Origin of the sequence: Butyricicoccus sp. Marseille-Q5471, assembly GCF_951230135.1 — a bacterium.
Classification (GTDB): domain Bacteria; phylum Bacillota; class Clostridia; order Oscillospirales; family Butyricicoccaceae; genus Agathobaculum.
Window position 1 is genome coordinate 20,245 of sequence record NZ_CATNVC010000004.1, and the last position, 26,209, is coordinate 46,453.

The following is a 26,209-nucleotide window of genomic DNA, read 5'->3' on the forward strand; positions in this document are numbered from 1 at the left end:
GGTGTCAAAACCGCCGCATTGAAACAGAATATGTGTTTCCCGCTCAGGGTAAACCGCTAAAATCCGGTGACGAGACTCACCACCTCGTCAAATGATAATTCGCAAGCGCCCGGCCAGCGCACAAATAGTCCATCTGTCTCGGCCCGCTCCCATACCGCAGGATTTTTCAGCTCCATAAACCGCACCTTGGGCAGCATCCTGTCCATATTCAATAGTACGCTGTTGCCGCTGGTGAATTCCACCCGCAGCGTATAATCCTGTAACGTCTGGACTGCTTTGATGGGTCTCTCCTTCATTTTCTGCTTCCCTCCTTCAAAAAAATATGACGATCTATCGTATCCATTGTACGATAGATCGTCATATTGCACACTGACCCTTAGGTACAGTTCTTCTTTTTCGTCAAAAAAACCGTTCAAGCTGCTTCCGTTTGTTCTTTACTCCATCAATATTCAGCTTGCTGAACACCTGATTCAAATGGAACTTCACCGTGCGTTCGGTGACAAACAGCCGCTCCGCAATCTCGCGGTTGGTCAGCCGAGCTGCGGCCAGGCGCGCCACGCCCAGTTCCGCCTCGGTCAGGCCGCAGGTTTCGGGCGCTGCCTGATCCGACGATGCGCTCCGTTCCCGGCGCAGCGTCCGCATCAGCCGTTCCACCGCATCGAAACAGCTCATTTCACCCGCCTCAGCCGCTTCACGGTATAAGTGCTGCAGTAAATCGCTCATCTCGACAAAGGGTATGAGCGAATCGTCAGGCTCGGCGATTGCCGCCGCAATGCGCAGCTGCTGCATCGCCGCCTCCCGCTTGTGGAAGAATTCATAGCCCGCGCACAAGTAAAGGTGCTCATACAGCTCATCCTGCAAATTGGGATAAATCCGCATGATACGCAAAACGTCATCCTTGGCACTGATCAGCTCCCCAAACTTCTCTTGCTGCACGAGCACACGGCCGTAAACCATATGCAGCATCGGCATGGCCGGAAAGAGAACGCGCGCATTTTGCAGCTCGCCCGCTGCAATCCATTCGGGAATTTCATCGCACATATTTAGCTGCGCATAGACAAACGCCTCGCACAAATCCAGCGTGTGCAGCAGCATATACTGCCGCGCGGCAGAAAAACGCTCTCGTTCCATATCCGCAAGCGCACGGATACTTTCCACATTTCCGACAAGCGCACACATCCGCATCTGCAAAAAAACTGCCGTCAGGTGAATGCCCCACTGCTGCTCGCTTGCCGCGCGATAGCGCGCCTGATGAGTCAGCAGCGTAGCCTCGCGCAGCTTGCCGCGGTAGAAATACCACTCTGCCTCCATGGAGGCCTCCGAGCCATAGCCGTGTTTGCCCGAAACGCTGTAATAATGCGGCATAGCAGACTTTATAATCTGCACCTCTTGTTCCATTTGCCCCGAAATCCGGTGGAACATATGTAAAACAGAGGGGGCGCCAAATGTCCAGGTGCCGGTGGACTTGAGGCATACGCTTCTGCGGCTCATGATTTGCTCCGCGCGCTGATGATGAAGACTCATCTCGCCGATATTGTTATAGGACATAAAGCTCAGCAGAATCTCATATTCACCGGTATAATTATTCCGTTCCTGCTCCGACAAGCGCTCATCCTTCTGCACATTTTCCAACATGCGCTCAAGCACTTTTACGCATTCCTTGCGCTTATTAAAGGTAAACAGCCGCCGCGCATAAATCAGCATCGCCGCATGATGTTTGGCGAGCAATGCATCCGGACAGTCGCGAAACCACTTGTCCATTTCCTGCTGATGCGCGGCGTTCAGATTATCCGCAAAATCCAGTTCAATCGCCGTGAGCAAACTCTCAAAATCCCCACCGGCATAAAAATACGGAAGCGCAGTAACATAATCGCCCTTCTCCGCGTACCACTTTCCCGCCCGTACGCGATAGCTGTTTTGCTGCTCAACGGGTAGTTCTGCAAACAGGTTCCGGATATATTCGAGCAACAGCTGATGAAACCGATACTCCCCCGATTCTTCCCGATAAGTCAGAAAGCCGTTGTTGTTCTGCGCCTGAATCAGCATGCTGCGGCTGTCGTCCTCGCCCCAGATTGCACGGGCAAGCGGGTGCGTAAACGCCGGCACTACACTAAGCGCCGTAAAAAACTTTTTTTCCCGCGCGCTGAGCGGCTGAAACAAGACGCACCCCATCATTTGATGAATGCTGCCCAGCTCCACGAACATCCCGGTCTCTACATAGGCAATCAGATTGAGGTAAATAACCGATATCCATCCATCGCTGGCTTCATACAGTTCCTCACATTTCGGAGCAGGCAAATCAATATCAAACGATTTAAAATAGGCTGCGATTTCCTCGGGCTGCAGCGCAAAATCCTGCGCATTGATGCAATGAAGCCGATCGCCCAGCCAGATTAAATCCTCCAAACGTATGACCGCACGGCGGCTGGCCAGTACAAGATGCAGGTTCTCCGGCATGTCACGTACCAGCGTGCAAAGCAGGTCATATACTGCATCGTTTGCCACGATATGATAATCATCAATCAGCAGCATCACCTGCCGACTGTCCGGCTGCTCCCGCATCATCCGGTGAATCATCCGCATAAAATCATCGCGCTCTAAATCGCCGCTCGGGAAGCCCATTGCGGCAATTTCGTCTGCATATTGTGAAGAGACAGTGCGCAGCACATCCACCAGTGATGCCCAGAACGCCTCTTGCGAAGCAGAATAAACCGAGATCCACAGCGCCAGACAATCTTCCCGCACCCGCGCCATATACGCGCGCAGTGCGGTCGTTTTTCCGTAGCCACCCGGCGCGACCAACGTAGTCACTGCATGCTGTGCAATGGCATCCAACTTCTCAACCATCCTCGGAGTAAAAAACTGTACCTGGAGATTGCGCTTAGACTCGCTTGCCATTGACTATGCCCCCTGTTTTTCAGTCTGCTGCTCCGCTGCAGCGAAAACTGTCACCTAACCCTTCTCCTTACCGCCCCAGTAAATAATATCCATTATACCATATTCCGCCCATGATATGAAAGCCGTTTTCTTGACATTCTTCACAAAAGGCACCACGAAGGCTGTCAAGCCGCGCAAATTCGCGAATAGTCTCCGCGAAAAGCAGGCTTTTGTGCACCGCATTGTGTCGGTGACAAAAAATTTGCGTTCTCGACAATATAGGAATAACATGGTAATCTATTGGTGGTATTAATAAAAACGTAGAGGTGACCACTATGCTGCGCATTGCCATCTGTGACGACACGCCGGACGAACTGCAGACCATCGCCGCGCTGACAAAAGCGTACCTTGCTGTGCATCATCCGAATGCTTCTGTTCGGACGTTCTCCCATCCGGATGCACTGCTCACTGCGTGCGAAACTGAAACCTTTCACATTTATCTGCTGGACATGGTCATGCCAATGGTCAGCGGGTTGGAGTTGGGCCGCAGCATCCGCCGCCTGAGCACTGACGCGCAGATTATCTTCATCACGACCGAGCGGAGCTTTGCACTGGACGCCTATTCGGTCAACCCCCTGCACTATCTGCTCAAGCCGGTGAACGCGGATGCCCTCTCCGCCGCACTGGCGCTGGCTGCCGAAAAGGTGGATTGCGGCAGGGAGACCACCGTCACCATCAAAACGCATGACGGCCTGCACACCCTGTCCGCAGACGCGATTGTCTGCTGTGAATATGTGCGTCATATCGTTGTCTACACGTTGATCGGCGGCAAACGGGTGGAAACTGTCACCCTGTCCGGCAGCTTTGCGGCGCACATCACACCGCTGCTGCAGGATCGCCGGTTCATTCAGCCGCATGCCGCCTTTGCAGTCAACATGGGCTGCGTGGAACGGCTGTCCAAAGACGGCTTCACGCTGCAAACCGGCGTTTTTGTGCCGGTTTCGGGCAAGCAGTTTACCGCGGTGCGCAGCGCCTATATGCGTTACCGCTTGGGGGAGGAATAAGCATGGAGTTTTATGATATTCTTCGCTCGCTTACCACAAACGTCATGATGTCCGCGCTGCTCTTTACCCTGGCGCAGCCAAAATACCGCAAATGGACGCTTTGGACGGCGCTGAGCGCAATCGCATTACTGGATTTGGCGATGAACGTGTTTTTCTATCTGCGGAACGACTACTCGGCACTGGCTGCTGCGGACATCCTCTTTTTCATCCTCGTAGGTGCCGCCGTCAAACCGCTGTTTCGGGAAACGCTGATGCAGTGGCTGTTCAACTGTTTCACCGCTATGAACATCTATGCCATTGCCGTGATTATCAGCTACCACCTCTGTGATTTCTTTCCGCACCCGTATTATGCCATTACCATGCTGCGGGCGCTGCTGTTTGCCGCCGCCATCCTGCTGTTTCGGAAGCGTCTGCGTCCGCTTTACCGTCAGGCTGCGGAGCATTGGAGTGTCTATTTGTTTGTATCCGTCGGCCTGTTTATGAATTTCGCGTGGTACTTCGTTGGGGGCGACAATGTGGAGCAAATGCTCACGGATCAGGTCGTTCCGCTTGTGCTGCTGATTGTGCTGGTGCTGCTCGTATACCTTTCCATCTTTCTCTCCCTGCACAAGACGCTGCGGGAAACCGCATTGCGGGAGGAAAACCTGAAAATGCAGTCCGAGCGGGAGCTGGTTCGCCAACGGCTGACATTGATGGATGAGGCAGTGCGGCAAATGAGCGTGGTGCAGCACGATCGGCGTCACTTTAACCACACGCTCTCCTACCTGCTGCGGGAGGGTGAGACCGCGCAGGCCATTATCCTGCTTGACCGGCAGACCGAATCGCTCCCGCAAAAACCCCAGACCTACTGCGAGAATGTGTCGGTGAACGCCGCCGTGTCCTATTATGCGGAGCAGGCCAAACGGCAGGGCATCCGCTGCGATATTCGCCTGAACATCTCACAGACACCGGGCGTAGACGAGTTGTCCCTTGCCATGGCGGTATCCAATCTCATGGAAAATGCCATTCATGCGGTCTCCGCCCTGCCGGAGGAGCAGCGGACGCTTCGCTTTACCGCCGTGGACACCGGCCAACTGCTGCTGGAGCTGACAAACCCCTATGCCGAAACGGTTACACTGGACGAAAACGGTCTGCCAACCGCCCGAGCGGAGGGGCACGGCCGGGGCACGCAAAGCGTTGCGGCCTTCGTGAAACGCTGCGGCGGCGAGCTGGTCTACCATGTTTCGGACGGCGTTTTTAAGGTGCAGCTACTGCTGTAAAATCACGCCCCGAACCGTTTGTCAAGAGAAACATCTTTCCAAATTGACAACATTAAGCATAAAATCAAGCCTTTCGAGCAGAAAATACGCGCTCCCTTCTCTTTCGTGCTATCCTCATCGCAGGAACTCACAAAAGAGAAGGGAGCGTTTTTTTGATGCCTCAAACCGCAAGACGGCAAACCGACCAGCCGCTCACCGCGCCCAATACAGACGGCAATGTGTGGCCGGGACAAAGCTGCCCGGCGTTCACACCGCGAGAAGGGTGCCATCCGGAAACAAGAGAGTGTTGGTACTGTCAACATGCGGACTTCCATCTGTACAGACCGCGTGCGTTGGACGTAGGCGTGTGCTATTGGCCGAAAAAAATACTCGATTGAAAGAGGGAAAATATATGAAAAAGAGAATTTTAAGCATGGCGCTGACGGTGTGCATGGTACTATCCCTGCTGCCCACCATGACAATACCCGCAGGAGCGGCGGGGGCGATCGTGAGAGACGAAGCAAACCTAAAATTGGCGCTGGCTAACAGCAACACGGACACAATTATTCTTTCAGGGTCGATTACCCTTACAGGAACGCTCACAGTTAGCCGCGACGTTACGCTTTCCTTGGGCGGGAATACGCTGACGGGCGCCGCAGGGGCGGACGCCGCCAACGGAACCACAGTCGATGCCGGAGCGGGGGGCACGGTAATCACGGTTGCCGCTGGCACTCTGACCGTTTTAGGCGCCGGCAGCATTGTTGGCGGTCAAGGCGGCATAGCGAACAATGCATACAGCGGCGGCGCGGGAGGCAACGGTATAACGCTCACCGGCGGCAGCCTGATCGTCAAGGACGGCGCATCCGTTTCCGGCGGCCAAGGCGGTATCGCCATGGGTACCGCCTCATTTTCCGGCGGCGCAGGCGGCGACGGTATCAATGCCACCGGCGGTAGCCTAACCTTTACAAGCGCCACAATCAAGGGCGGCTGGGGCGGTTCGGCCAACGGCACGTCCATCGGCAGCGCCGGCACTGCCGGAAAGGGCGGTAACGGCATTTATACCAAGAATATCGGCGCATTTACCGTGACCAACTCCGTCATCAACGGTGGAACAGGCGGCGGCGTCGGCAGTGCAAATCGTTCCCTGCTTGCCGGAGGAGAAGGCTTGCGGCTGCTGGAGAACTCTCCTGTAACCCTTTCCGGAAGCTGCACGGTGACAGGCGGAACAGGCGGAATCGGCAACTCCAGATCCGGTCAGGGCGCTCATGCCATTAACAGCGCCAAGACTGTGACCATCGATACCGGCTCCAACGGTAACACAACCATTACCGGCGGCAATGGCGCAGGCATTGGCGTTCATGGCAGCGTAAGTGTCACAGGCAGCGGCAGCACAACCATCACCGGCGGCAATGGCGGACAATACGACAACTATTATCCCGGATGGGGCATCTACGAAAACCTGACCGTCGACTCTACCGCCACGGTATATGTATCCGGGGGCTATAGCGACAGCACGTTCAAGCCGGGCGTCATTGGCGCGATTACCGCCGCGAGCAGCCTGATTCAGGACAGTGACGACAATAAAACCTATACGACCCTAACAGGTACCACCAGCGCAAAGCGCTATGTGCGTGTGCTGCCGCTGTACGCCATCACCGCGAGTACATCCACCAACGGCAGCTACACCGTCAATGCAGACGGCGCTGCGGTCACGAAGGCCGCCCCGGGTCAGACCGTGAGTATTTCCGACACACCAAGTACAGGGTTTGAGCTGTCCGCCATCACCGTCACCAAAACCGGGGACACAAACACGGCGGTAACGGTTAAGGACAAGGCCTTTACCATGCCGAATTATCCTGTGAGCGTGACGGTCACGTTTGCCCGCAAGGGCTATGAGGTTTCCGGCACGGTGAGCGCCGGCACCTCCGGTGCAAGCGTTTCGGGCATTACGGTGAATCTGTATGAAAAGACAGACACAACCTTTCAGACCTCCTTCGGCAGCGGCACGACCGACTCGAACGGAGCATATAAAATCAGCGAAAAAGCGCCCAACGGCGACTATGTTGTGCGTGTGGCGGCAAGCTCCGGCAACTATGCCGAATCCGCTGCCGATGTGACGATAGTGGACGCAGCAGTCACTGCTGCCAACATCACCCTTGCCACGCTGACCACAAAGAGCATTGCCCTAAAGAGCACCAATCACAAAACCGCCTATATTGTGGGTGATACATTAGATGTGTCCAACCTGACAATCACGGTTACGCGCAGCGACGATTCCACCTATGACAAGGCTGTCACCGCAGGTATGGTATCGGGCTTTGACTCTACGGCAGCGATCGCCAGCCAAACCCTGACCATCACGTTAGATGGCAAAACAACAAGCTATGCGATTTCCATCTCCAAGAAAACACCGACCATCGACGATTTTACTTACAGCAAGAACCCGAAGACTTATAACGGCTACCCGCAAGTTGTCACTATGACGACGAGTGCCGCCATGGGTGATTACAAGGTATATTATACGGGGACAAGCGGCACGACCTATGCAAAATCCGAAACCGCGCCAACTCTGCCGGGCACCTACGCTCTGGAGATATCCGTAGTTGGCAATGATAATTACTACGCCGCTGTGCTGGACGCGGGCACCTTAACCATCAACAAGGCTAACCCCACGGTTACGCTGGCAAGCTCCAAGCTCGCCTCAATCTACGAGGATGAAGTAACCTTCACCGCCACTGTTGCCTTCACTGGCGGCGCGGTACCCACCGGCAAAGTTACCTTTCAGGACGGCAATGCGGATCTTGCAACCGTCACGTTAGACAGCAACGGCGTTGCCACGCTCAAAAAGAGCGATTTGACTGCAGCGACTCATCCCATCACTGCGGTTTACAGCGGCGACAGCAATTACAACGAAAAAACCTCCTCGGCGGTTTCGCAGGGCGTCGTCAAACGTGCCATGGTTTTCACCATCGCGGGCACGGAGCAGACCTACGAAAGTGGTGTGGCAAAGACCATTACTCTCGACAAAACCGGCTCCAAGCTGACGGCGGATGCTTTCAATATTCAGTATTACCGCGTGGATGAAAACGAGGGCGTACTTGCCAGCACCACCCCGGTATCAAAAACTGTGGCGGCGGGGCAGTATCTCTATGTCATCAGCTTTAAAAGCACGCAGACCAACTATGAAATCGCCCGGACATACAGCGTCGGCAGCAGCACAGCTTTGCCCGCCAGCGCAAGCTATGATAACGTGGGCTACCTGCTGATCAAGGCGGGTGCGTCTGACCAGCAAAAGCCCATCAGCTTCAAAACCGGCGTGGTAAACATGCTAACTACGGACACGACCTATCAAAACGAGCTGACCAATGAAAACGGCACCACGCCGACCTACGCCAGCAGTGAAAAAAGCGTGGCCACAGTTGCCGGAGACGGCACAGTGACCATTCTCAAAGCCGGCAGCGCCACCATTACGGCTACCTCCACAAAGAGCGGCACCACTCCGGTGTACGCCAGCTACACGATCAACATCTCCAAAGCGCCGGTCACCGTGACTGTACAGGACAAGAGCGTTACCTACGGCGATGCTTCTCCTTATACCGACGCGGCGCAGCTCACGTTCTCGCCAGCAATTACCTCGGATTACGATGCGACCGGCCTGACCTTCTCCGGCTATACCGCAGGCAAGGGCGTGAACACCTATGACATTAGCGCCAAGGGGGTGACCTCGGAGAAGTACGTATTCACCTATGTCCCCGGCACGCTGACCGTCACTCAAAAGGCACTGGGCGTGGACGACTTGACCTTTGCCGCCAACCCCAAGGTCTACGACGCCGCCACCACAGCTACCGGCAGCGTAACGGTGAAATCCACCGCGTTGGTGGGCAGTGACACGCTTGGAGTCGGCTTTACGGTAAAATTTGCAGACGCGAATGTCGGCAACAGCAAGCAGGTAGACTTTACAAACTTGTCCCTCACCGGCGGCAAGGCGGACAACTATAAGCTTACGACAGCCACCGGGACGGCCACCGCGAGCATCACCCCCGCCTCCGTGACCGTGGTGTGCCAGAACAGTACCGTGGCCTATGACGGCAACGTGAAAACCGCCGCCGTCTCCGCCTATGTGGACGGCAAGCTGTTTACGAATTACGACGTAACCTACAATGGGTTAACCGCAGCTCCCAGAGACGTGGGCGAATATACCGTCGGCATTGCGCTCAAGGATGCGGTAAATTACACGGTTACGCCGTTCACCGCCAAGCTGACCATTTCCAGCGCGGCACAGGACTCGTTTGAAATCGTCGGCGTACCCGATACGGTGACCTATGGCGATGGGAACTTCACCCTGTCCGCGCAGGGCAATACCACCGGCAGCACCGTCACCTATGCCGTGACGGGCGGCGACGCGGTCAGCATCAGCGACAGCACCGTCACCATTGTGAAGCCCGGCACCGTGACCATTACCGCCACCAGCAAACTGGACGGATACAAGGACAAAACCCGCACCATCACCTTCACAGTAAAGAAAAAGCCTGTCGTGGTGACTGCAGACAATCAGGCCATGGTTTACGGCGAACCGTTCAGCAGCGTGGCCAACGTCTATACCACAGCGGGCACGGTGATCGGCAACGACGTCGCCGGCGAGGCGTCCTACACCACCACCTATACCCCTTCCAAGGGCGCGGGCAGCTACCTCATCACCCCGTCCGGCCTGACCTCGAACTACTACACCCTTACTTACGAGCCGGGAACACTGACCGTCAATCCCAAGACGCTGACAGAAGATGACTTCACCGTCACCGTTGCAAATAAGGAGTACGACGGCACCACCGCGGCTGACTTCACCGTCGCCGTCGCCGCTGTAGAGGGAGATCAGCTCACCGCAGTCTATACCGGCGGCTTCACCGACAAGATCGTGGCGGACTCTGCCGCAGCAAAATGCATCATCACCGGCGTTGGCGGCTCCAAGGCGGACAGCTATATCCTGAGTCCCACAACCATTGAAAAAACAGCGCATGCAGAAATCGCTCCGATGCCCATTACCTTCACCTTCGGCACGCATACTTATCTCTATGACGGGCAGCAAAAGGCCGTTATGGTGAGTGCAGTGGACAGCAAAAACCGCATATTCTCCGACTTTACGGTCAAGTATGACGGCAAAAGTGAAATTCCCAGAGATGTGGGCACTTATACCGTCACCGCAGAGCTGTCGGACGGTCAGAGCTATACCGTTAACGGTGAAAACACGGTGGAGTTGACCATCACCGAGGGCAATGTCGTGGTATGGGCTGCCGCCGGCACAACGCAAAAATATGACGGCAATCCCAAGGCGGTTACGCCGATGTCCGTTCCGGCCGTGCAAACCGCAGTGACCTATTACGCCATCACGGAGGACGGCGCGGTCGGCGATGTCATTTCAGAACCCACCGCCGTCGGCAAGTACCTCTATGTCATCACTCAGAGCGACCCCAACTATAAGATTGGAAACGAGGTCACCGTTGCAGCGGGCGATATGGTTGCCGAACTCACCGGTTCCAACTTCGGTGTGATGGAAATTGCCGAAAACGTACAGACACAGCCGGTATTCGCGGCCACCGTGGTAAACAAGACCTACGGCGACGATTCGTTCGCAAACGATATTGTCGCACAGGAGCCTGACGCGACCATCACCTATGCCAGCAGCGACGAGCAGGTTGCCACGGTCGAAAGCGACGGCCAAATCACGATTTTGAAGCCCGGCACGACCATCATCACCGCCACCTCGACCAAGGAAGGCTACGGAGATGTATCCACCCGGTTTGCCGTTCAGGTCGCGAAAAAGACGGTGACGCTGAAGCTGGATGAAAAGACCATCGTCACCTACAAGGGACTGAATTGGGTCGTGCCTTATACGGTGACCGGCGACGTCGCGGGCAATCCGCTCGAGGTGAGCGGGATTACCTTCACCTATACCGACCAGAGCGACTATACCAAGCACACACCGAAGAATGTAGGAACGTATCTGGCTTCCGCCCATGTCAGCACAGACAATGCGTACTACACCTCTACCGAAGCCACCGGATTTCTGCAAATTGATCCTGCTCCGATTGATGTCACGGCGGAGGATAAAACCGTCACCTACGGCGACGCGGCCCCCGGCTACACCGTGCGCTACACACTGTTGGGGGACGATGCGGTGAATGGCGTTTCACTGGACGGTACTGCAGAATTTGACTGCGTTTACAAGCAGTTTGACGATGTCGGTTCGTATCCCATCACCCCATCCGGCCTGCATTCTCCAAACTACAGCATTTCGTTTATCGGCGGCACGCTGACCGTCAACCCGAAGCCGGTTGCGCTAACCTGGAATGCCCCGCTGCGCCTGCCATACAACAGCGCCGAGCAGAGCATCACCGCAGCAGTTAGCAATGCCGTCAACAGCGATGTCGTTACGGTCACGGCCTATACGGACAACACCGGCAAGGATAAGGGCAGCTATACCGCAGAGGCAACCGCCCTGTCCAACGCAAATTACACGCTGACGGGTGGGAGCGCCCTCACGCAGGCATGGGAAATCACTGCCGTCACACCCGCGCTAACCCTTTCCAACCAATCCATAGCGAACACCGGCAAGGCGGTCGAAATCAGCGCGGCTCACATTCGCGGCGCGGGCGCGGATGGCGACATCAGCGCAAGCTACACAGTGCGCTACACCTATTATACCGATGCGGCCTGCACCCAGCCGACAACGGCCGCACACGGCGCGGCTGCCGATGGCGGTGCGCCCTCCGAGAATGGCACATATTATGTGAAGGCGTCCATTCTGGCCATGGGAAACTATGCAGCCGCGGAAACGACCGCGCAGCTTACCATCTACACGCCGTCCCACAGCGGAGGCGGCGGCAGTGTGGCAACCACCACGCCGGAAGTGACCCTTCCCGAGGTGATTGGCGGCACGGTAACCCTGCAGCCCGCGAAACCCGCAAAGGGCGATAAGGTGACTGTTACCGTAGTGCCGGACAGCGGCTTTACCGACGGCGGCGTGACCGTGACAGACAAGGACGGCAAGCCGATTTCCGTTACCAAAAATGCTGACGGCACATACTCCTTCACCATGCCCGGCGACGCCGTTACCGTCACCCCGAAATTCAACAAGGAAACCCGCGAAAATCCATTTGGCGATGTGCCAAACGATGCGTATTATCGTGACGCGGTGCTCTGGGCTGTTGCGCACGGTGTGACCGGCGGCACGGCGGACGGCATCTTTGCGCCGCACACCATCTCCACCCGCGCGCAGACGATAACCTTCCTGTGGCGAGCCATGGGCAGTCCCGAGCCGACAGCGACGGTCAATCCGTTTGCGGATGTCAGCAGAGATGCGTATTACTACAAGGCAGTCCTGTGGGCAGTCGAAAAGGGCATCACCGAGGGCACAAGCGAAACCGCCTTCAGCCCCGATGAAACAGTGACCCGCAGCCAGACCGTCACCTTCCTCTATCGCGCGGCGGGAAAACCTTTGGTAAGTACAGACAATCCCTTCGGTGACGTGGCCGATGACGCCTACTATGCAAACGCTGTCCTTTGGGCAGTGGCGCAGAAAATTACGGGCGGAACCGAGATGGACGCCTTCTCCCCCGCTGCAGGCTGCACCCGCGCACAGATTGTAACTTTCCTGTATCGATATCTGGGGCAATAACACACTAAGCACACATCAAAACGGTGGCTGTTCATCAAGAACAGCCACCGTTTTCATTTGATGCGGCGACGCTTATTCTGACACCCCACCAAAGCCATTTGGGGGACAAATATGGTGGCATTGATGATTCTCTCGAGCCATATAATGGATAGAAAAGCAAGTATGGGAGATGATTGCATGCCCGCAGCTGCCAAGCCCGTAAAAATTTCAGACGACACCCCCACCCCAAGCGAACTCAAGGCGATTCTCGCGCAGATTGCATGAGTTTTGACCGCCCGCTGCCCGAAAATCCGTAATCATCCTCCAAAAGCCAAGAAAGGAGAGCCATATGATTGCGATTTATACGCGGCAGTCGGTCGAGCGAGCTGATAGCATCTCGGTCGAGCAGCAGGCCGATTTCTGCCGGGCGGCGTTAACTACCGCGGAGCTGAACCGCGTTCGGGTCTATACCGACAAAGGCTTCTCCGGCAAAAACACCGACCGTCCCGCCCTCCAGCAGTTGGTGGCCGATGCCAAAGCCGGGCGGGTTGAAAAAATCCTTGTCTACCGGCTCGACCGCATCAGCCGCAGCGTGCACGACTTTACCGGTCTGTCTCAGGAGCTGACCGAACAGGGCGTGCATTTTCAGTCCGTGACCGAGGGCATTCTGCTCGATGACTCGCTCTCCGGCACGGTCATGGCGCAGATTATGATGGTCTTCGCGCAATTTGAACGCGAAACCATCCAGCGGCGTGTCACCGACAACTACTTCGCCCGCGCCAAAACCGGCATGTACCTAGGCGGGCTGCCGCCGTATGGCTTTGAAAAGGGCAAAACCATGGTGGACGGCAGACACACGGCATGCTATGTGCCCCACCCCGCGCAGTCCGTCATCGTCCGCCGGATGTTCGAGCGGTATGTGCAGGACGGTGAAACGCTGGGCACTTTGACGCGCTGGCTCAACGCTGCCGGATATCGCACCGCACGTGGCGGGTCGTGGAGCACGCTCCCGCTCGGACGGCTGCTGCGAAATCCCGCGTTTGTGCGTGCCGATGCGAAGGTTTACCGCTATTTACAGTCCAAGGGGGCAACGCTAAACGACCCCATCGAACGCTTTGACCAGTGTCACGGGTGTTACTGCTACGCACCGCTTTCATCCCGCAAAACACGGCCGACACAGAGCAAGTTTTCGGACATGTCCCACAGCTTCATTACGTGCGCGCCGCATGAGGGGCTTATCGATGCCGCGCTCTGGCTGCAAACACAGTACAAGCTCGACCGGAACAAGGCCTTGAAAAGCAGCGGCTCCGGCACGCACAGCTGGCTGTCCGGTCTGATGAAGTGCCAAAAATGTGGCTACGCCATTACGGTGGTCAACAAACCCAACGGCATGTCCGGCCACTACATCAACTGCGGCGGACACAAGCGCGGCAATGCCGTCTGTCCGGGACGAACGCAGGTGATGACGCTCGAGCAGATTGAATCGTCCGCCGAGCTGCGCCTGCTGGAGTACCTCGATGGCTATCGGAGCGTGCCGATGCAGGTGCAGCAGACGCAAAGCGCAGAGGGCAACCGCATTGAAATAGAGCTTGTGCGCTGCGAGGAGGACATCAAACGGCTCACGCAAAACCTCGCGCACATCACCGAGGTCGATGTCGTACATATCATTTCGGCGCAAATCCACGAGAGGAACCAAGCCCTGACCGCGCTGCAGGCCGAGCGGGACGCCTTGCTGTATGAGCGCGCGCCCTATGACTTAGAACCCTATTTTGAAGCGATTTTAACCGAGTGGCACGACTATACCATCCCTGAAAAGAAGAAAATCGCCTGCGCCGTCATTGAACAGGTAATTGTGGGCGACGGAGATATTGAGGTAGTCTTTCGCGCCGTGCGCGGTGACATCTGCCCCGTCTAACGTATGCCAAAACAAAGGGAGAACCCGGTTGGGTTCTCCCTTTGTCAGCGTTTCCGATAAATATCATACAGCAGCCGCAGACCAAGCACGACGGCAAGCAAATAACCGACCGCGCCGAGCGCCGGAATGCCAAACAGCTTGCCCTTCATATCGGTCGTGCAAATCAGGCTGGAACCGACCAACAGGCCGGTTGTAATGATTGCCAGAATCAGCTTATCCACCATGCGGTCAATGCGCCGCAGCGGCTGTTCCGAGCCGGTCAGCTCGAGATTGACCTTGGTCTGCCCCTTGACCGTCATCTTGAGCACGTCCGCCAGATAAGACGGAATATCCACCGCCTTTTTGAGCACATGCGCCGCGTGCACGCCTGCGTCCCGCAATTCCTTGCCCCAGTCTGCCCTGCGAAAGGCCTCACCCGCGAGATGCCCCGAAAAGATGCGAATAAAATTAATCGACGGACTCGTCCTGCTGAGCACGCCTTCGATGGTCAGCACGCCGCGCGCGAGCATGCTCAGTCCGGGCGACAGTCCGATATGATAGCGATTGAGCACATCGGTCAAATCCCGCAGCACCTCGCCCAGATCGAGGGCGGCAAACTCAGCCGAGCCGTATTTCGAAACAAACAAATCAATATCACTGTACAACGCAGCATGGTCGATTTCCCCGCGGCGGATGCCGAGCGACAGCGACACATCCTTTAAGGCGCACACATCGCCTGCAACAAACGCACTGACCAACTGTCCGAACAGCTGCCGGTCGCGGCCGGACAGCTCGCCCATCATGCCCAAATCAAGCCAGACAATCTGCCCGCCGCGCACCACCAGATTGCCCGGATGCGGGTCCGCGTGGAAAAATCCGCTTTCCAACACCTGCTGCGCGTAGCTTTCCGCGAGCTTTTCGCCGATTTCCGCTAAATCATACCCCTGCTGCGTGAGCATGCTCAGATCGTCAACCGGAATGCCGTCCACATATTCCATCACGAGCACATGCCGCGTGGTCAACGCACGGTGCACCTGCGGGCAGGCGGTATACACAATGCCCTTGTTTTCCCGAGTGAAGCGCTCAATATGGTCAGCCTCGACAATGAAATCCATCTCCTGCTGTGCGGCGACCCACATTTCGTCGATGATGGTGCGCAAATCGTCCGGCGCGCCCTCGCCCGTCACGACCTTGAGCATCGAAATGGCGCGGCGAATGAGCGTAATATCGCGCGACATGGTTTCATAAATCCCGCTGCGCTGCACCTTGACCGCAACGATTTCGCCGTTGCATAGCATCGCCTTATGCACCTGCGCTATTGAGGCCGATCCCAGTGCCACAGGATCGATTTCGGCAAAGATTTCATCGTACATTTCGCCGTATTCTTCTCGCAGCAGGCGGGTTACCTCATCAAACGGCATGGGCGTGACCTCGGTGCGCAGGTTTTTCAATTCGTCACAGTATTTGCGCGGGATAAGGTCAGCACGCATCGAGAGGATTTGACCCAGCTTGATGAAGGTAGGCCCCAGTTCCTCCAAAACGGTGCGCAGCTTGCGCGGATCGAGTCCGTGTACCACATCGCTGCGGCGCAGCACGCCGAATATCTCCGACAGGCGCGAGGGATGGGCGGTTTTAGCGTCTTTCATGATGCTCTCCTAATAAAAGCCGCGGCCCTCCCGTGAGGGATGGCCGCGGTCAGGTGCGGTATCTTACACTTCTTCGCTCCGGTCGAGCGCGGCGAGCTTTGCGCGCAGCACGGCAAGCTCCTCCTGCGACATGGAATCCATACGCTTTGCGATTGACTCCGCGCTGTCGTCCAGATCGAACACGTTCTTCACCGTCTTCTTGGCGTTGTGCTTCAGTTCTTCGTTGAGCACCTTGCCCTGCTCGACGGTCAGCTGACCCTTTTCAACCAACTTATCAATCATTTCACCCGATTTTTCAGCAGTCACCGCGACCGCGCCCACGCCGGCCAAAAAGATCTTCTTTAAATCATCGCTAAATTTTTCAATCATATCGGTCACCTCGTTTTCTTACTCGGAATCACCTTACTACACCTTTAACTTACCACTTTTCACCTGATTTTACAACTGCTTTTTAAAATTAACAAAGAACCCGCGTCCCCTTTTTCGGAACGCGGGCTCTTTTAGTTTATGCGTTTTGCAGTGTCTTATGCGTCGTACGCTGCTGCCGCGGTTGCCCACTGGGTCTCAAGCTGACTCCAATCACGCGCGGGCGTAATTTCGGTCCACTTTTCGTACTCAGTCGGGGTTGCGCGATCATAGTCATGCGAGTTCGTCGCTTCCTGCACTGCTGCATAGTGCCATGCAGTAGTCGGGTTATCCGGCCAAACCGTCATATCCTTCAGCATACCCTCTGCCTTCACGCGGCGATCAAGCACGTTGTTAACGAGCGTCATCGCTTCGGCGCGGGTGATGTATGCATCCGGACGGAACGTGCCGTCGGGGTAGCCCGAAATCCAACCCTTCTGCGCTGCGCGGTTGATATAATCTGCCGCCCAGTGGCCGGAAATGTCGCTGAACATATTGTCGCCAACATACAGCGAAGAGTCAAAGCGTGCTGCGATAGCTGCAAACTCCGCGCGGGTAATCGGCGCATTGGGACGGAACGTGCCATCCTTGTAGCCGTTGAGAATACCTGCGCTGGACATGGTCGAAACTGCATTGTTCGACCACAGTGCAGAGGTAACATCCTTAAAGGTGTTAACAGAGCTCCATGCCTTGATGCGGGACTCATCGGTCAGCAGACGGAAGAAGATGGTTGCAACTTCCTGACGATCGATGTTTGCATTCGGACGGACATTGCCATCCGGATAGCCGATGACATACGCGAAGTGATCGTCCTTGTTCAGGCCCGGATCAAGAGGAATCTCATTTTCCGGAATAGTGGGATCACCGCCGCCGGAGCTGCGTCTGTTATAGTTGAAGGTAATCTTGTAGGAACCTTCATTGACAGGCACTTCTACCACCTGCTGCTGGCCGTTCACATTCTCGCCGCCATTCATGGATACATCCGTGCTCAAATAACGAATGCGGGAAATGCCAAAGAAGCCGGTGTTCATCGAAGCCGTCGCCGACTCGGTCAGCGTTGCAATCGACTGCGCTGCATCAAACTGAGCGTCATAGCCCGAGCGCTGATGCCATACGGCAAGATCGAAGGGCACGTAGTATACACGGATGACTTCATTATCCTTGGTTAGGGTAAAGTCGTGCTTCGAATCCGTTATCACGGACATGGCCTGCGGCTCGTCAGCAACCGCTTCGCCCTGTACATAACGCAGGAACTTGTAACCCTGCGTAATCTTGCCGGCGGTCTGCTCTTCTGTCAGCAGAACTGCTGCATCGAGCGGAAGCGTTGCAGTAAACTGCGGCTCGGTCTCATTGACCTTGAGATACAGATCGCTGCGAGTATCTACCAGCTTCTGATTGGTGCCATTCTGGTTCATCGTGTAGATTTCAACGCTGTACTTGAACTTGTCGGAACGCCACTGCGCGGTCAATTCCTGATTGGCCGTGACAGTATCCGCAAGCTCCTTATCAAAGCCGTTGAATACATAGCCTTCGCTCGGATTCTTCTGCACAAGCAGCTTGCCGTTAAGTGTTTCGCCGAACCACTCGCTCAGCTTTGCGCCATAAGGAATATTGGTGAATACAATGCTGCCATTTTCCTTCGTGCCCTTTGCGCCTTCGCCCAAATCGAGCGTGCCATGGTCGCCCGGCTTATAGGTTACAGTGAAGCGGTGGAGCGGGTAGCGGACGAGCATCTTGTTGTTGCTTGCCTGCACGGTATAGGTGGCAGGAATTACGGTTGCATCCGCCCACTTGTCAGCACTGGGCAGGTGGAAGGTGCTGCCGGACTCGTTGATGCCGGCGGCCAGTGCGGGCTTCTTGGCTGCAATGTAGCCTTCAATTTCCGCCTTGGTCAGCGTATCGCCAACGTACTTTTCGACGATGGTCACGCCATTGTCAGCCTCATATGCAGTTTCCGAACCGTTCACAGTCTCGGTCTGGAAGTAAAGCTGAACCGGAACCTTTGCTTCTACCACATCGGTTTCCGTGTTGTCCTGCTTCTCCTTGCCTTCGGCCACACCTACGGCAGTGTTGGAAATCTTCTTGCCTGCATCTGCTACAGCGACTGTGTAGTCATAGGTCACGATTGCCGTCGTTCCTACAGGGAGGTCAAAGACCAACGCATTATCTGCGCCTACCGTTGCTGCTGCCGCATCCGCATTGCCGATTTTAATCTTGAGATTGCTCATCTGGCTCAGATTGTGGTTGATACCGCCGATTACCATGGCATCGGTCAGCTTAAAGCCATCCAGTGCCTTGTCGCCGGTGTTAACGACCGTTACCGTGTAGTGCACGGTATCGCCCGCGCGGAGCGTTGTATGGCTGCCGCTGCGTTCGATTGTTGCAGTCTTATCAACCGTAAAGTTCGGGGTGTAATCCGGGGTAAAGGGATCGGTTTCGTCCTTGCCCTCAATCTTACCGTCGCTAACCGTTGCAGTGTTGACCAGTGCCTTGCCTGCGTCCGTTGCCTTGACAACATACTCAGCGGTAAAGGTCTTTTCACCTGCAACAGCCAGATCAAACCGGGTGCTGTCTGTGACTGCCGTCGCACCATCATAAACGGTGACGCCGGTCAGCGCAGTGCTGCCTGTGGTCAGTGCATCGGTCAGCTTGAGGTCGGTCAGTGCCAAATCGCCGGCATTCGTAACCTTGATGGTGTAAACAAGCTTATCGCCTGCCGAAGCCTTCAGCTCTGTTTTATCGGTCCAGTTGCCTTCCGTCAGGTTCTGCACCTTGGTCAGCGATTTTTCAACCGTAATCTTATGGTACAGTGCCTTGAGGGTCAGCGGCTTGTCGGTGGTCGCCTTGCCGTCTGTGAAGGTGAACTGGTTGCCGACCGAGCCGTTTTCAACCACATACCAGCCCGCGAAGGCAAATCCGTCCTTGGTCGGAGCAGCCGGCTGATTGAACGCACCCTTATCGGTGTTTTCACGCCACAGAGCTGTGTGCGTGCCGGAAGTGCCGCCGTTCGGATCAAACGTCACAACCGGTGCATATTGGGCAACATAGGTGATGCTGCTGTTTACAACGGTGTCCATAGCGAATGCTGTTGTGCCGTTCATCCAGTCGCCGGTGAAGTACCATGCGTTTGCGTCTACATTGGTAACGCCCGGTGCTGCGGTGACAGAATGATTGGCCAGAATCTGCTGTACTGTCCAGCCTTCGTAACCGGCATAGGAAACAGTCGTGCCGGTCGTGCCGGTGATTGTACCCTTGGCAGTCGCATCAAAGATTACGGCAACCGGATTACGCGCCGCGAAGGTCAGCTTGTAGCTGTCTCCGTCCTTGACAGCGGCAGCAGCCTTATCCCATGTGCCGTTTCCGGTGTGGGTGCTGTCCGGCTTGCCGGTCGGCAAAGTAACGTTGCCGTCGGCCTTCGGGTTGGTGTAGGTCTTGCTCAGTCCGGTTTCCGTTGCGGTGTAACCGGCCTGATTTGCGTCAAATGTGCCGCCGTCTACGGTGTAGTTGACGGTTGCTGTCCACTTAGCGTAGAGGTCAATCACGGATTCATTGCCAGTCGGCTTGACTGTCGCCGAAACTGTGTTCTTGCCTTCTACATCGCTCGCCCAACCGTTGAACTTATAGTTGGACTGCGCAAAGGTAACGTCGGCTGCAAAACCGTTTGCCGCGAGGAATGCGGTAGTGGTATTGACTGTGTGCGCCGCAGTCTTCAAAATATCGACCGTGGTTGCAGTCTGTTCGCCGGTCGCAACATCGTTTGCGTGATAAACGACCTTGTACCATTGTGCATCATCCTTGACCACCGTTGCAATGACTGCGGTGTTTTTCTGGATATTAGAGAGCGATACCGTCAGCTTTCCGTCTGCGGCAGGCTGCTCTGTACCCTGTGTGCCGTTTACGGTGTAACCGGTCACCTTGTAACCCGGTGCGGGGGTCACCGTTACGCTCGACGAGCCATTGTAGTTCACTGTTGCGTTAGTAACTGCGGTCGTACCCAGCTTATTCTGCTCGTTATCCTTGATGGATGCCGTAACGCTGTGCTGAGACACGTAGTAAACCTTAATGACATCGCCATCGTTCAGCGTCTGCGCCGCAAACGTATAGTTGCCGTCGCTCAGAGTTGCTGTAAGTTCGTCCTCGCCCAGCATGATTTTGTCAAAGGCAAAACCGGTGCTGTCTGCCATGGTCAAGCCACTCTTCTTATCCAGGACAGAGGTTGCTGTCAGCGGCTGCAGCCACTGCACCTTGGACGACTCATAACCGAGTGTCTCCTGCTTGCTGTCGTTGAGATAATACTGCACGGTGTAGGACTTCGTCTGCGCTTCATCCGCAACATAATGATAGGTGATTGTCGCGTTTGTCAGCAGGTTGCCGGAAACTGTGCCGTTGTTATCCGCAAGGCCAGTTCCGGTTGTAGGCTCGATGGTAACCGAGCCGTACTTATAGCCCTTGCGCAGTTCGGTCAGCGGAGTTGCGGTGACCGGAGCGCCCGCAGTAACGTTTTCATCCTTGCTGCGCTCGGTTGCCGTTTCGGCGCCGTACTGATCCTTGATAATCAGCGTGTGGCGCGCCGCGAAGGTCAGCTTGTAGCTGTCGCCGTTCTTGACAGCGGCAGCATCCTTATCCCATTTGCCGTCTCCGGTGTGGGTGCTGTCCGGCTTGCCGGTCGGCAGGGTAACACTGCCGTCGGTCTTCGGGTTGGTGTAGATCTTGCTCAGTCCGGTTGCCGTTGCGGTGTAACCGGTCTGGTTTGCGTCAAATGTGCCGCCTTCCACGGTGTAGTTCACGGTTGCCGTCCACTTGGCGTAGAGATTGAGCACAGATGCACCAGCATCCGGCTGCACTGTTGCAGGAGCAGGCATCTTGCCGTCCGCGTCAAGCGCCCAGCCGTTAAAGCTGTAGTTGGACTGTGCGAAGGTCACATCTGCTGCAAAACCGTTTTCTGCAGTGAATGCGATACCGTCATTGACTGTGTGCGCTTTGGTCTTAAGGATGTCGACCGTGGCTGCAGTCTGTTCACCGGTGGTCTTGTCATTTGCGTGGTAAACAACCTTGTACCAGTGATCCGCATTCTTTTCAAGCGTCGCAATAACTGCGGTGTTGGTTGTAATGTTTTTCAGCTCAACGGTCAGCGTGCCGTCTGTGCCGGGCTGCACATTGCCTGTCACACCGTTCACGGTGTACGACTTGACCTTGTAGCCATAGCTTGGGGTGATGGTCGCCGTGGTGGCGCCGTTGTGGTTAACGGTGCTCTGCGCGACAGTCGCCGTGCCGTTCGACGCATTCGGTGCTGCAATAGATGCTGCAACCGAGTGCTTGGAAACGTAGTAGACATTGAACACCGTACCGTCTGCAAGATTGGTTTGCGCAGTGGTAAAGGTGTGCGAGTCGCCGGAAACCAAATTGTTGCCTGCCGTGTCGCGGGTAATCTTGTCAACCGCCCAAGCGGTTTCAACTGCGCTGTCGACGGTCGGCTTCTTGTCAGTTACAGCCGTTGCGGACAGGGTTTCGAGCAGCTGAACCGAAGACTTATACTCCAGCGCCTTATCCTCTGTGCCGTTGATGAAGTATTTCACGGTGTAGGACTTGGTCTGTCCGCCATCAGGCGTGTATACATAGGTGACAGTCACATCAGCCGTACCCATCGTACCAGTTACCTTATCGTCCTTGATGGCAAAGCCGGTCGGTTTTGCAGTTACGCCGCTGAACGTATAGCCGCTTTCGATGGATGCAAGCTTTGCGATCTCGGTGATTGGCTGACCGACGTAATAGGTGACAGCCGTTCCGCGCTGACCGCCAAGGCCATCGACCTTATCGCCGTTGCTGTTGCGGTACTCATCAATGATAGTCACCTTCGCCTGCTTGCGCGGGAAGTAAACGTTGATCACAGATGTCGTAATCGGAGCCGTACCAACCGTGTAGCTGCCTTCACCGATTTTACCTGTGGTGGGCTTAGTGGTCGATGCAGCAGCTGCCGCATAAACTTCAGCCGCGTTCAGCACAGTTGCGTCGGAGATTGCCGTTTTGACATCACCGGCTGCGCCGATGGTAAGCGCCTTGCCGACATAGCTGTCAATTGTGCTCGTGCCGTTCTGGCGAAGTGCATACGTACCGTCCGTGCCCTGCTCATAGTAGTTGACGGTGATGGTCTTGTTCTCTGCATAAACCGCTTCATACGTCACGCTTGTTTTCAGAGAATTAATTGTGATGGTCTTGGCCGGCGCATTGTTTGAACCCTGCAGCTTCCAACCAAGGAATGTATATCCATCTCGCTGAGCAACGGGGGACTGTTCAAACTTGCTGCCATAGGCCTGCGTGTAGACCCAGATCTTTCCGCTGACTTCGGCAGGAGCAGCCGTGCCCGTCATCGTGCCGTCCTTCGGATCGAAGGTTACGGTGCGGTTTTGCAGCGTCCACTGTGCGGTCAGGGTAACATTCTTTGCCGGCATAGTGAAGGTTGCGGAAACAGCCGCGTTGTCCTGATCCTTCCAGCCCGCAAAATTGTAGTTTTCCTTGCTCGGGTCGGGAGTCACAACTGTGACCGTTTCGCCTGCGAAATAAGACTTCTGCGTTGTATCGCCTGTGGTGGAACCTCCGTCGAGGTTATAGATGACAGCATACTTAGGCGCATACACCACAGTCAGCACCAACGGTGCGGTGACAGTATTAAAGGTAAAGCTGCCATCCTCAACGTCATTCTTCTTGTCGACGTTGCCGGTCAGCATCGCACTCTTGAGCACGTTCGGAGCGGTCGCAGCAAGCGTGAACGCATTGCTGTCCGCACCGGCGTTGACCCACGCAGAGTCGGTTGCCTTTTGGTTTACCGTGCCGCCGGTCACGTTAACGGTGACCTGATACTGCTTGGTATAATGTGCGGTATAGGTCTTATCCGCGGTGACGGTGGCCGGGAAGCTCGTGACCTTGGTCTGCCCGTCGTACCAACCTTCAAACACATACCGCACACCATTTTCCGTGCTGGTTTTGCTTGCAGTCGGTGCAGTCGGGAATGCACTGCCGTCGACCTGATTGAACGTTTTATTGCCGTCAGCATCCGCGCCCGCGATCACGCCCTCGCCCGGCTTAAAGGTAACCGCATAAACCGGATCGTAGTACAGCGTAATCTCGTTGCCCGAAGCTGCAACCGTAATGTCCTTTGATGCCGAGTTGTAGCGATATTCGCGGCCACCGTAAACAATCGTTGTCAGCTTCTCTGTATCTTTCAGTTGGCTCACACCAAAGCTTGAGCCAATGGTAACGCCAGACACCTGAATCGCATCATGAATTACCGTCGTCTTATCCTTATTGCTGAGATAATTTACCGTAACCGTGGTGGTCTTGGCAGTTTTGCTCCAAACGCCGTAAACCGTCTTGTCGACGTTACCCATGGTGACGGATGCTGTCACGTTAGCGGATGTGCCCTCTCCGAAAGTGGTCTGCGTTTCCGACCAACCAAGGAAAGTATAGCGATACGCAGAATCCTCCGGAACGGTCAGTGTCGGATTCGGCATTGTCAAGGTATGGCTTTCGCCCTCTGAAACCTGTACCGAAGACGGAACCGTACCGGCGACCGTCTTACCGCCGGCATTAGCGTTATAGTTCAGCGTATGCTTGGGTGTTACCGGACGAGTTAAATCGCCACAAGTAAGAGTCGTCTCTTGCGGCGCACCGGAAGCATCCTTATAAGAAAGGTTTGCAGAGGTGTTTGTGTTGCCGGTGTAGGACTGGAGCATCTTCTCGGCCTTCAGCTTGACATTGATTGTCAGCTGAGCCGTTGCGCCCTCCGCCAGTTCCCCAACTGCCCACGCAATATTGCCGCCGGAAACGGTGACCGTACCTTGAGTTGCATCATAGGTCGTACCGGAAGCCGCCTCACCGTTATCCAGTACCAGTTCCCAATCTGCCGTGTTGATTACGTCAGAAACGGAAACGTTGGCACTAATCTGGCCGCCGATTGCGTTAAAGATGTTGTTTAAGTCACTTGCCAGTTTAACATTCTGGAAATGTGCCTCATCAGTTGCAACCTTCTTAACATAATCTGTACCGGACGACATGCTAAGTCCAATTGCATAAACAGTAGCAAGTCCCTTCACCGAGGCAGCTACTGTATCATAGTTATCGTAGTTCGGCTCACCGTCGGTTAAGAACACAACATATTTGTCATGACCATTATTCTTAATTGAAGAAGTCTCTAATAAACTCTTTGCGTTTGTCAGTCCTTCACTATAATCCGTACCACCACCAGCAGTAAAATTGCTGTTAATTGTATTAACTAGCGTCGTGTATTGGTTGCCGGAATACCAGCCATAGGATGTTGCGCTGCCGGCAAAATCAACAGCCGCAATATTGTTATCCGCATCATCCAGCGTAACAAGCAGCGTTGCCGCCGCGGCTTTCGCGCTATCCATGCGATTGGTGCATCCATAGCTCGCAGACGCGTTATTCGTATAAGTTTTACCACCGTTACTCGTTACAAAGTGGTGATCTTTTTCATAAAAATGGCCCTCATCCCAGTGCGCAGGATTGGTGCACGGACCATAGCCATAGTATGGATATGCCCTGCTCCACGCCATTGAACCTGACGTGTCCATCACCAAAACAACATCAACCGGGGCCTTCTCAAGCTTCGTGCCGCCGGTTACATCGAACGTGATGGTTGCTGTACCGTCCTCCTTATTATTCCAGTCTGCACTCTTGGTTGCAGTTGGGGCGTTGTACTCCGTCGCAGTGTAGACGAACTTGGCCGCGGTTACTGTGCCGATCCAACCGCTTGTACCGTTGAGGGAATACTGGATGGCTGTCCCAACCGACTTTACCTTGGCGGTTGTAACTGCATCGCCTGTGATTTCTACTGACGAACCACCACCCGTAAGCACAATTTTGGACAACGTATAGGGCATCTTATTCGCTGTGGTGAATCTGCCCTTTAAGCCGTTAAGTAGTGTGCCGTCAGTCGGGATAGATGTGTTCGCCGCCGCCAGCAACACCGTGCCATCGCCAGCCTCATGACTGACCGACAGGTCACGAGAGGCTGCCGTGTAGTGGTAGGTTACTTGGTTGTCCCCTAACCACTCCCCTTCATCATCATCGTCATACGTATAATACACAACATCCTCCGAGCTAACACCTAACTCATCGATTTGTGTATCGCCTACGCTTGCATAAGAATAGGCATATCCATCGATCTTTGGTGCGTAATTCGATGCCGCCTGCTTCCTATTTTTAATACTAGTGCTAGTGGATGAGCCAGGAATCACTGTGTTTCCATACATACACTGAATGGATACCACTTTCTCCGTGCTAGGCGCCGCAAGCGCCTCCATCGGCATCATGCTTGCGGTCATAATAATCGTCAGCACGAGTGCCAGAAACCGTTTCAGTTTCATATTTTTTACCCTCCTTTGAATGGTGCTAGAACCGAGCAGTCCTAAAGCTGC

The 26,209-nt window shown here is 55.2% G+C and carries 9 protein-coding genes; 4 read left to right on the plus strand and 5 right to left on the minus strand.

Annotated elements, in window-relative coordinates; translation table 11 throughout:
* Positions 1 to 56 precede the first annotated feature (56 nt).
* The gene (locus QOX26_RS06385) at positions 57 to 296 is read right to left on the minus strand and encodes a DUF2442 domain-containing protein (RefSeq protein WP_283674137.1); all 240 of its coding nucleotides are present in this window, start codon (positions 294 to 296) and stop codon (positions 57 to 59) included.
* Between the two features lie 103 nt (positions 297 to 399).
* On the minus strand, positions 400 to 2,898 hold the full coding sequence (locus QOX26_RS06390; protein WP_283674138.1) for a LuxR C-terminal-related transcriptional regulator: 2,499 nt from the start codon (positions 2,896 to 2,898) through the stop codon (positions 400 to 402).
* Positions 2,899 to 3,212: 314 nt separating this feature from the next.
* On the opposite strand from QOX26_RS06390, the gene QOX26_RS06395 reads away from it, so the two are divergent.
* The 4 genes from QOX26_RS06395 to QOX26_RS06410 all read left to right on the plus strand — a co-directional run bounded on the left by QOX26_RS06395 (position 3,213) and on the right by QOX26_RS06410 (position 14,745).
* Positions 3,213 to 3,941, plus strand: coding sequence for a LytR/AlgR family response regulator transcription factor (locus QOX26_RS06395; RefSeq protein ID WP_283674139.1), 729 nt, complete (start codon positions 3,213 to 3,215; stop codon positions 3,939 to 3,941).
* Between the two features lie 2 nt (positions 3,942 to 3,943).
* Entirely contained in the window at positions 3,944 to 5,200 is a 1,257-nt protein-coding gene (locus QOX26_RS06400) for a sensor histidine kinase (RefSeq protein ID WP_283674140.1), read from the plus strand.
* Between the two features lie 391 nt (positions 5,201 to 5,591).
* On the plus strand, positions 5,592 to 12,851 hold the full coding sequence (locus QOX26_RS06405; protein ID WP_283674141.1) for an MBG domain-containing protein: 7,260 nt from the start codon (positions 5,592 to 5,594) through the stop codon (positions 12,849 to 12,851).
* Positions 12,852 to 13,179: 328 nt separating this feature from the next.
* On the plus strand, positions 13,180 to 14,745 hold the full coding sequence (locus tag QOX26_RS06410) for a recombinase family protein (protein WP_283674142.1): 1,566 nt from the start codon (positions 13,180 to 13,182) through the stop codon (positions 14,743 to 14,745).
* Between the two features lie 44 nt (positions 14,746 to 14,789).
* Here the strand turns inward: QOX26_RS06410 and QOX26_RS06415 are convergent, their stop codons facing one another.
* The 3 genes from QOX26_RS06415 to QOX26_RS06425 all read right to left on the minus strand — a co-directional run bounded on the left by QOX26_RS06415 (position 14,790) and on the right by QOX26_RS06425 (position 26,158).
* Positions 14,790 to 16,370, minus strand: a complete 1,581-nt coding sequence (locus QOX26_RS06415; RefSeq protein ID WP_283674143.1) for an ABC1 kinase family protein — start codon at positions 16,368 to 16,370, stop codon at positions 14,790 to 14,792.
* A gap of 63 nt (positions 16,371 to 16,433) precedes the next feature.
* Positions 16,434 to 16,739 (minus strand): phasin family protein, encoded by a 306-nt coding sequence (locus QOX26_RS06420; RefSeq protein WP_283674144.1) that lies wholly within the window; start codon positions 16,737 to 16,739, stop codon positions 16,434 to 16,436.
* Positions 16,740 to 16,894: 155 nt separating this feature from the next.
* A complete protein-coding gene (locus QOX26_RS06425) occupies positions 16,895 to 26,158 on the minus strand; it encodes an S-layer homology domain-containing protein (RefSeq protein WP_283674145.1) in 9,264 nt (3,087 codons plus the stop codon).
* Between the last annotated feature and the right edge of the window lie 51 nt (positions 26,159 to 26,209).

Excerpts from the sequence above, each read along its gene's own strand:
- QOX26_RS06405 (WP_283674141.1), top strand. The coding sequence starts at position 5,592 with ATGAAAAAGAGAATTTTAAGCATGGCGCTGACGGTGTGCATGGTACTA.
- QOX26_RS06385 (WP_283674137.1), bottom strand. The coding sequence starts at position 296 with ATGAAGGAGAGACCCATCAAAGCAGTCCAGACGTTACAGGATTATACG.
- QOX26_RS06390 (WP_283674138.1), bottom strand. The coding sequence starts at position 2,898 with ATGGCAAGCGAGTCTAAGCGCAATCTCCAGGTACAGTTTTTTACTCCG.
- QOX26_RS06400 (WP_283674140.1), top strand. The coding sequence starts at position 3,944 with ATGGAGTTTTATGATATTCTTCGCTCGCTTACCACAAACGTCATGATG.
- QOX26_RS06420 (WP_283674144.1), bottom strand. The coding sequence starts at position 16,739 with ATGATTGAAAAATTTAGCGATGATTTAAAGAAGATCTTTTTGGCCGGC.
- QOX26_RS06415 (WP_283674143.1), bottom strand. The coding sequence starts at position 16,370 with ATGAAAGACGCTAAAACCGCCCATCCCTCGCGCCTGTCGGAGATATTC.
- QOX26_RS06395 (WP_283674139.1), top strand. The coding sequence starts at position 3,213 with ATGCTGCGCATTGCCATCTGTGACGACACGCCGGACGAACTGCAGACC.
- QOX26_RS06425 (WP_283674145.1), bottom strand. The coding sequence starts at position 26,158 with ATGAAACTGAAACGGTTTCTGGCACTCGTGCTGACGATTATTATGACC.
- QOX26_RS06410 (WP_283674142.1), top strand. The coding sequence starts at position 13,180 with ATGATTGCGATTTATACGCGGCAGTCGGTCGAGCGAGCTGATAGCATC.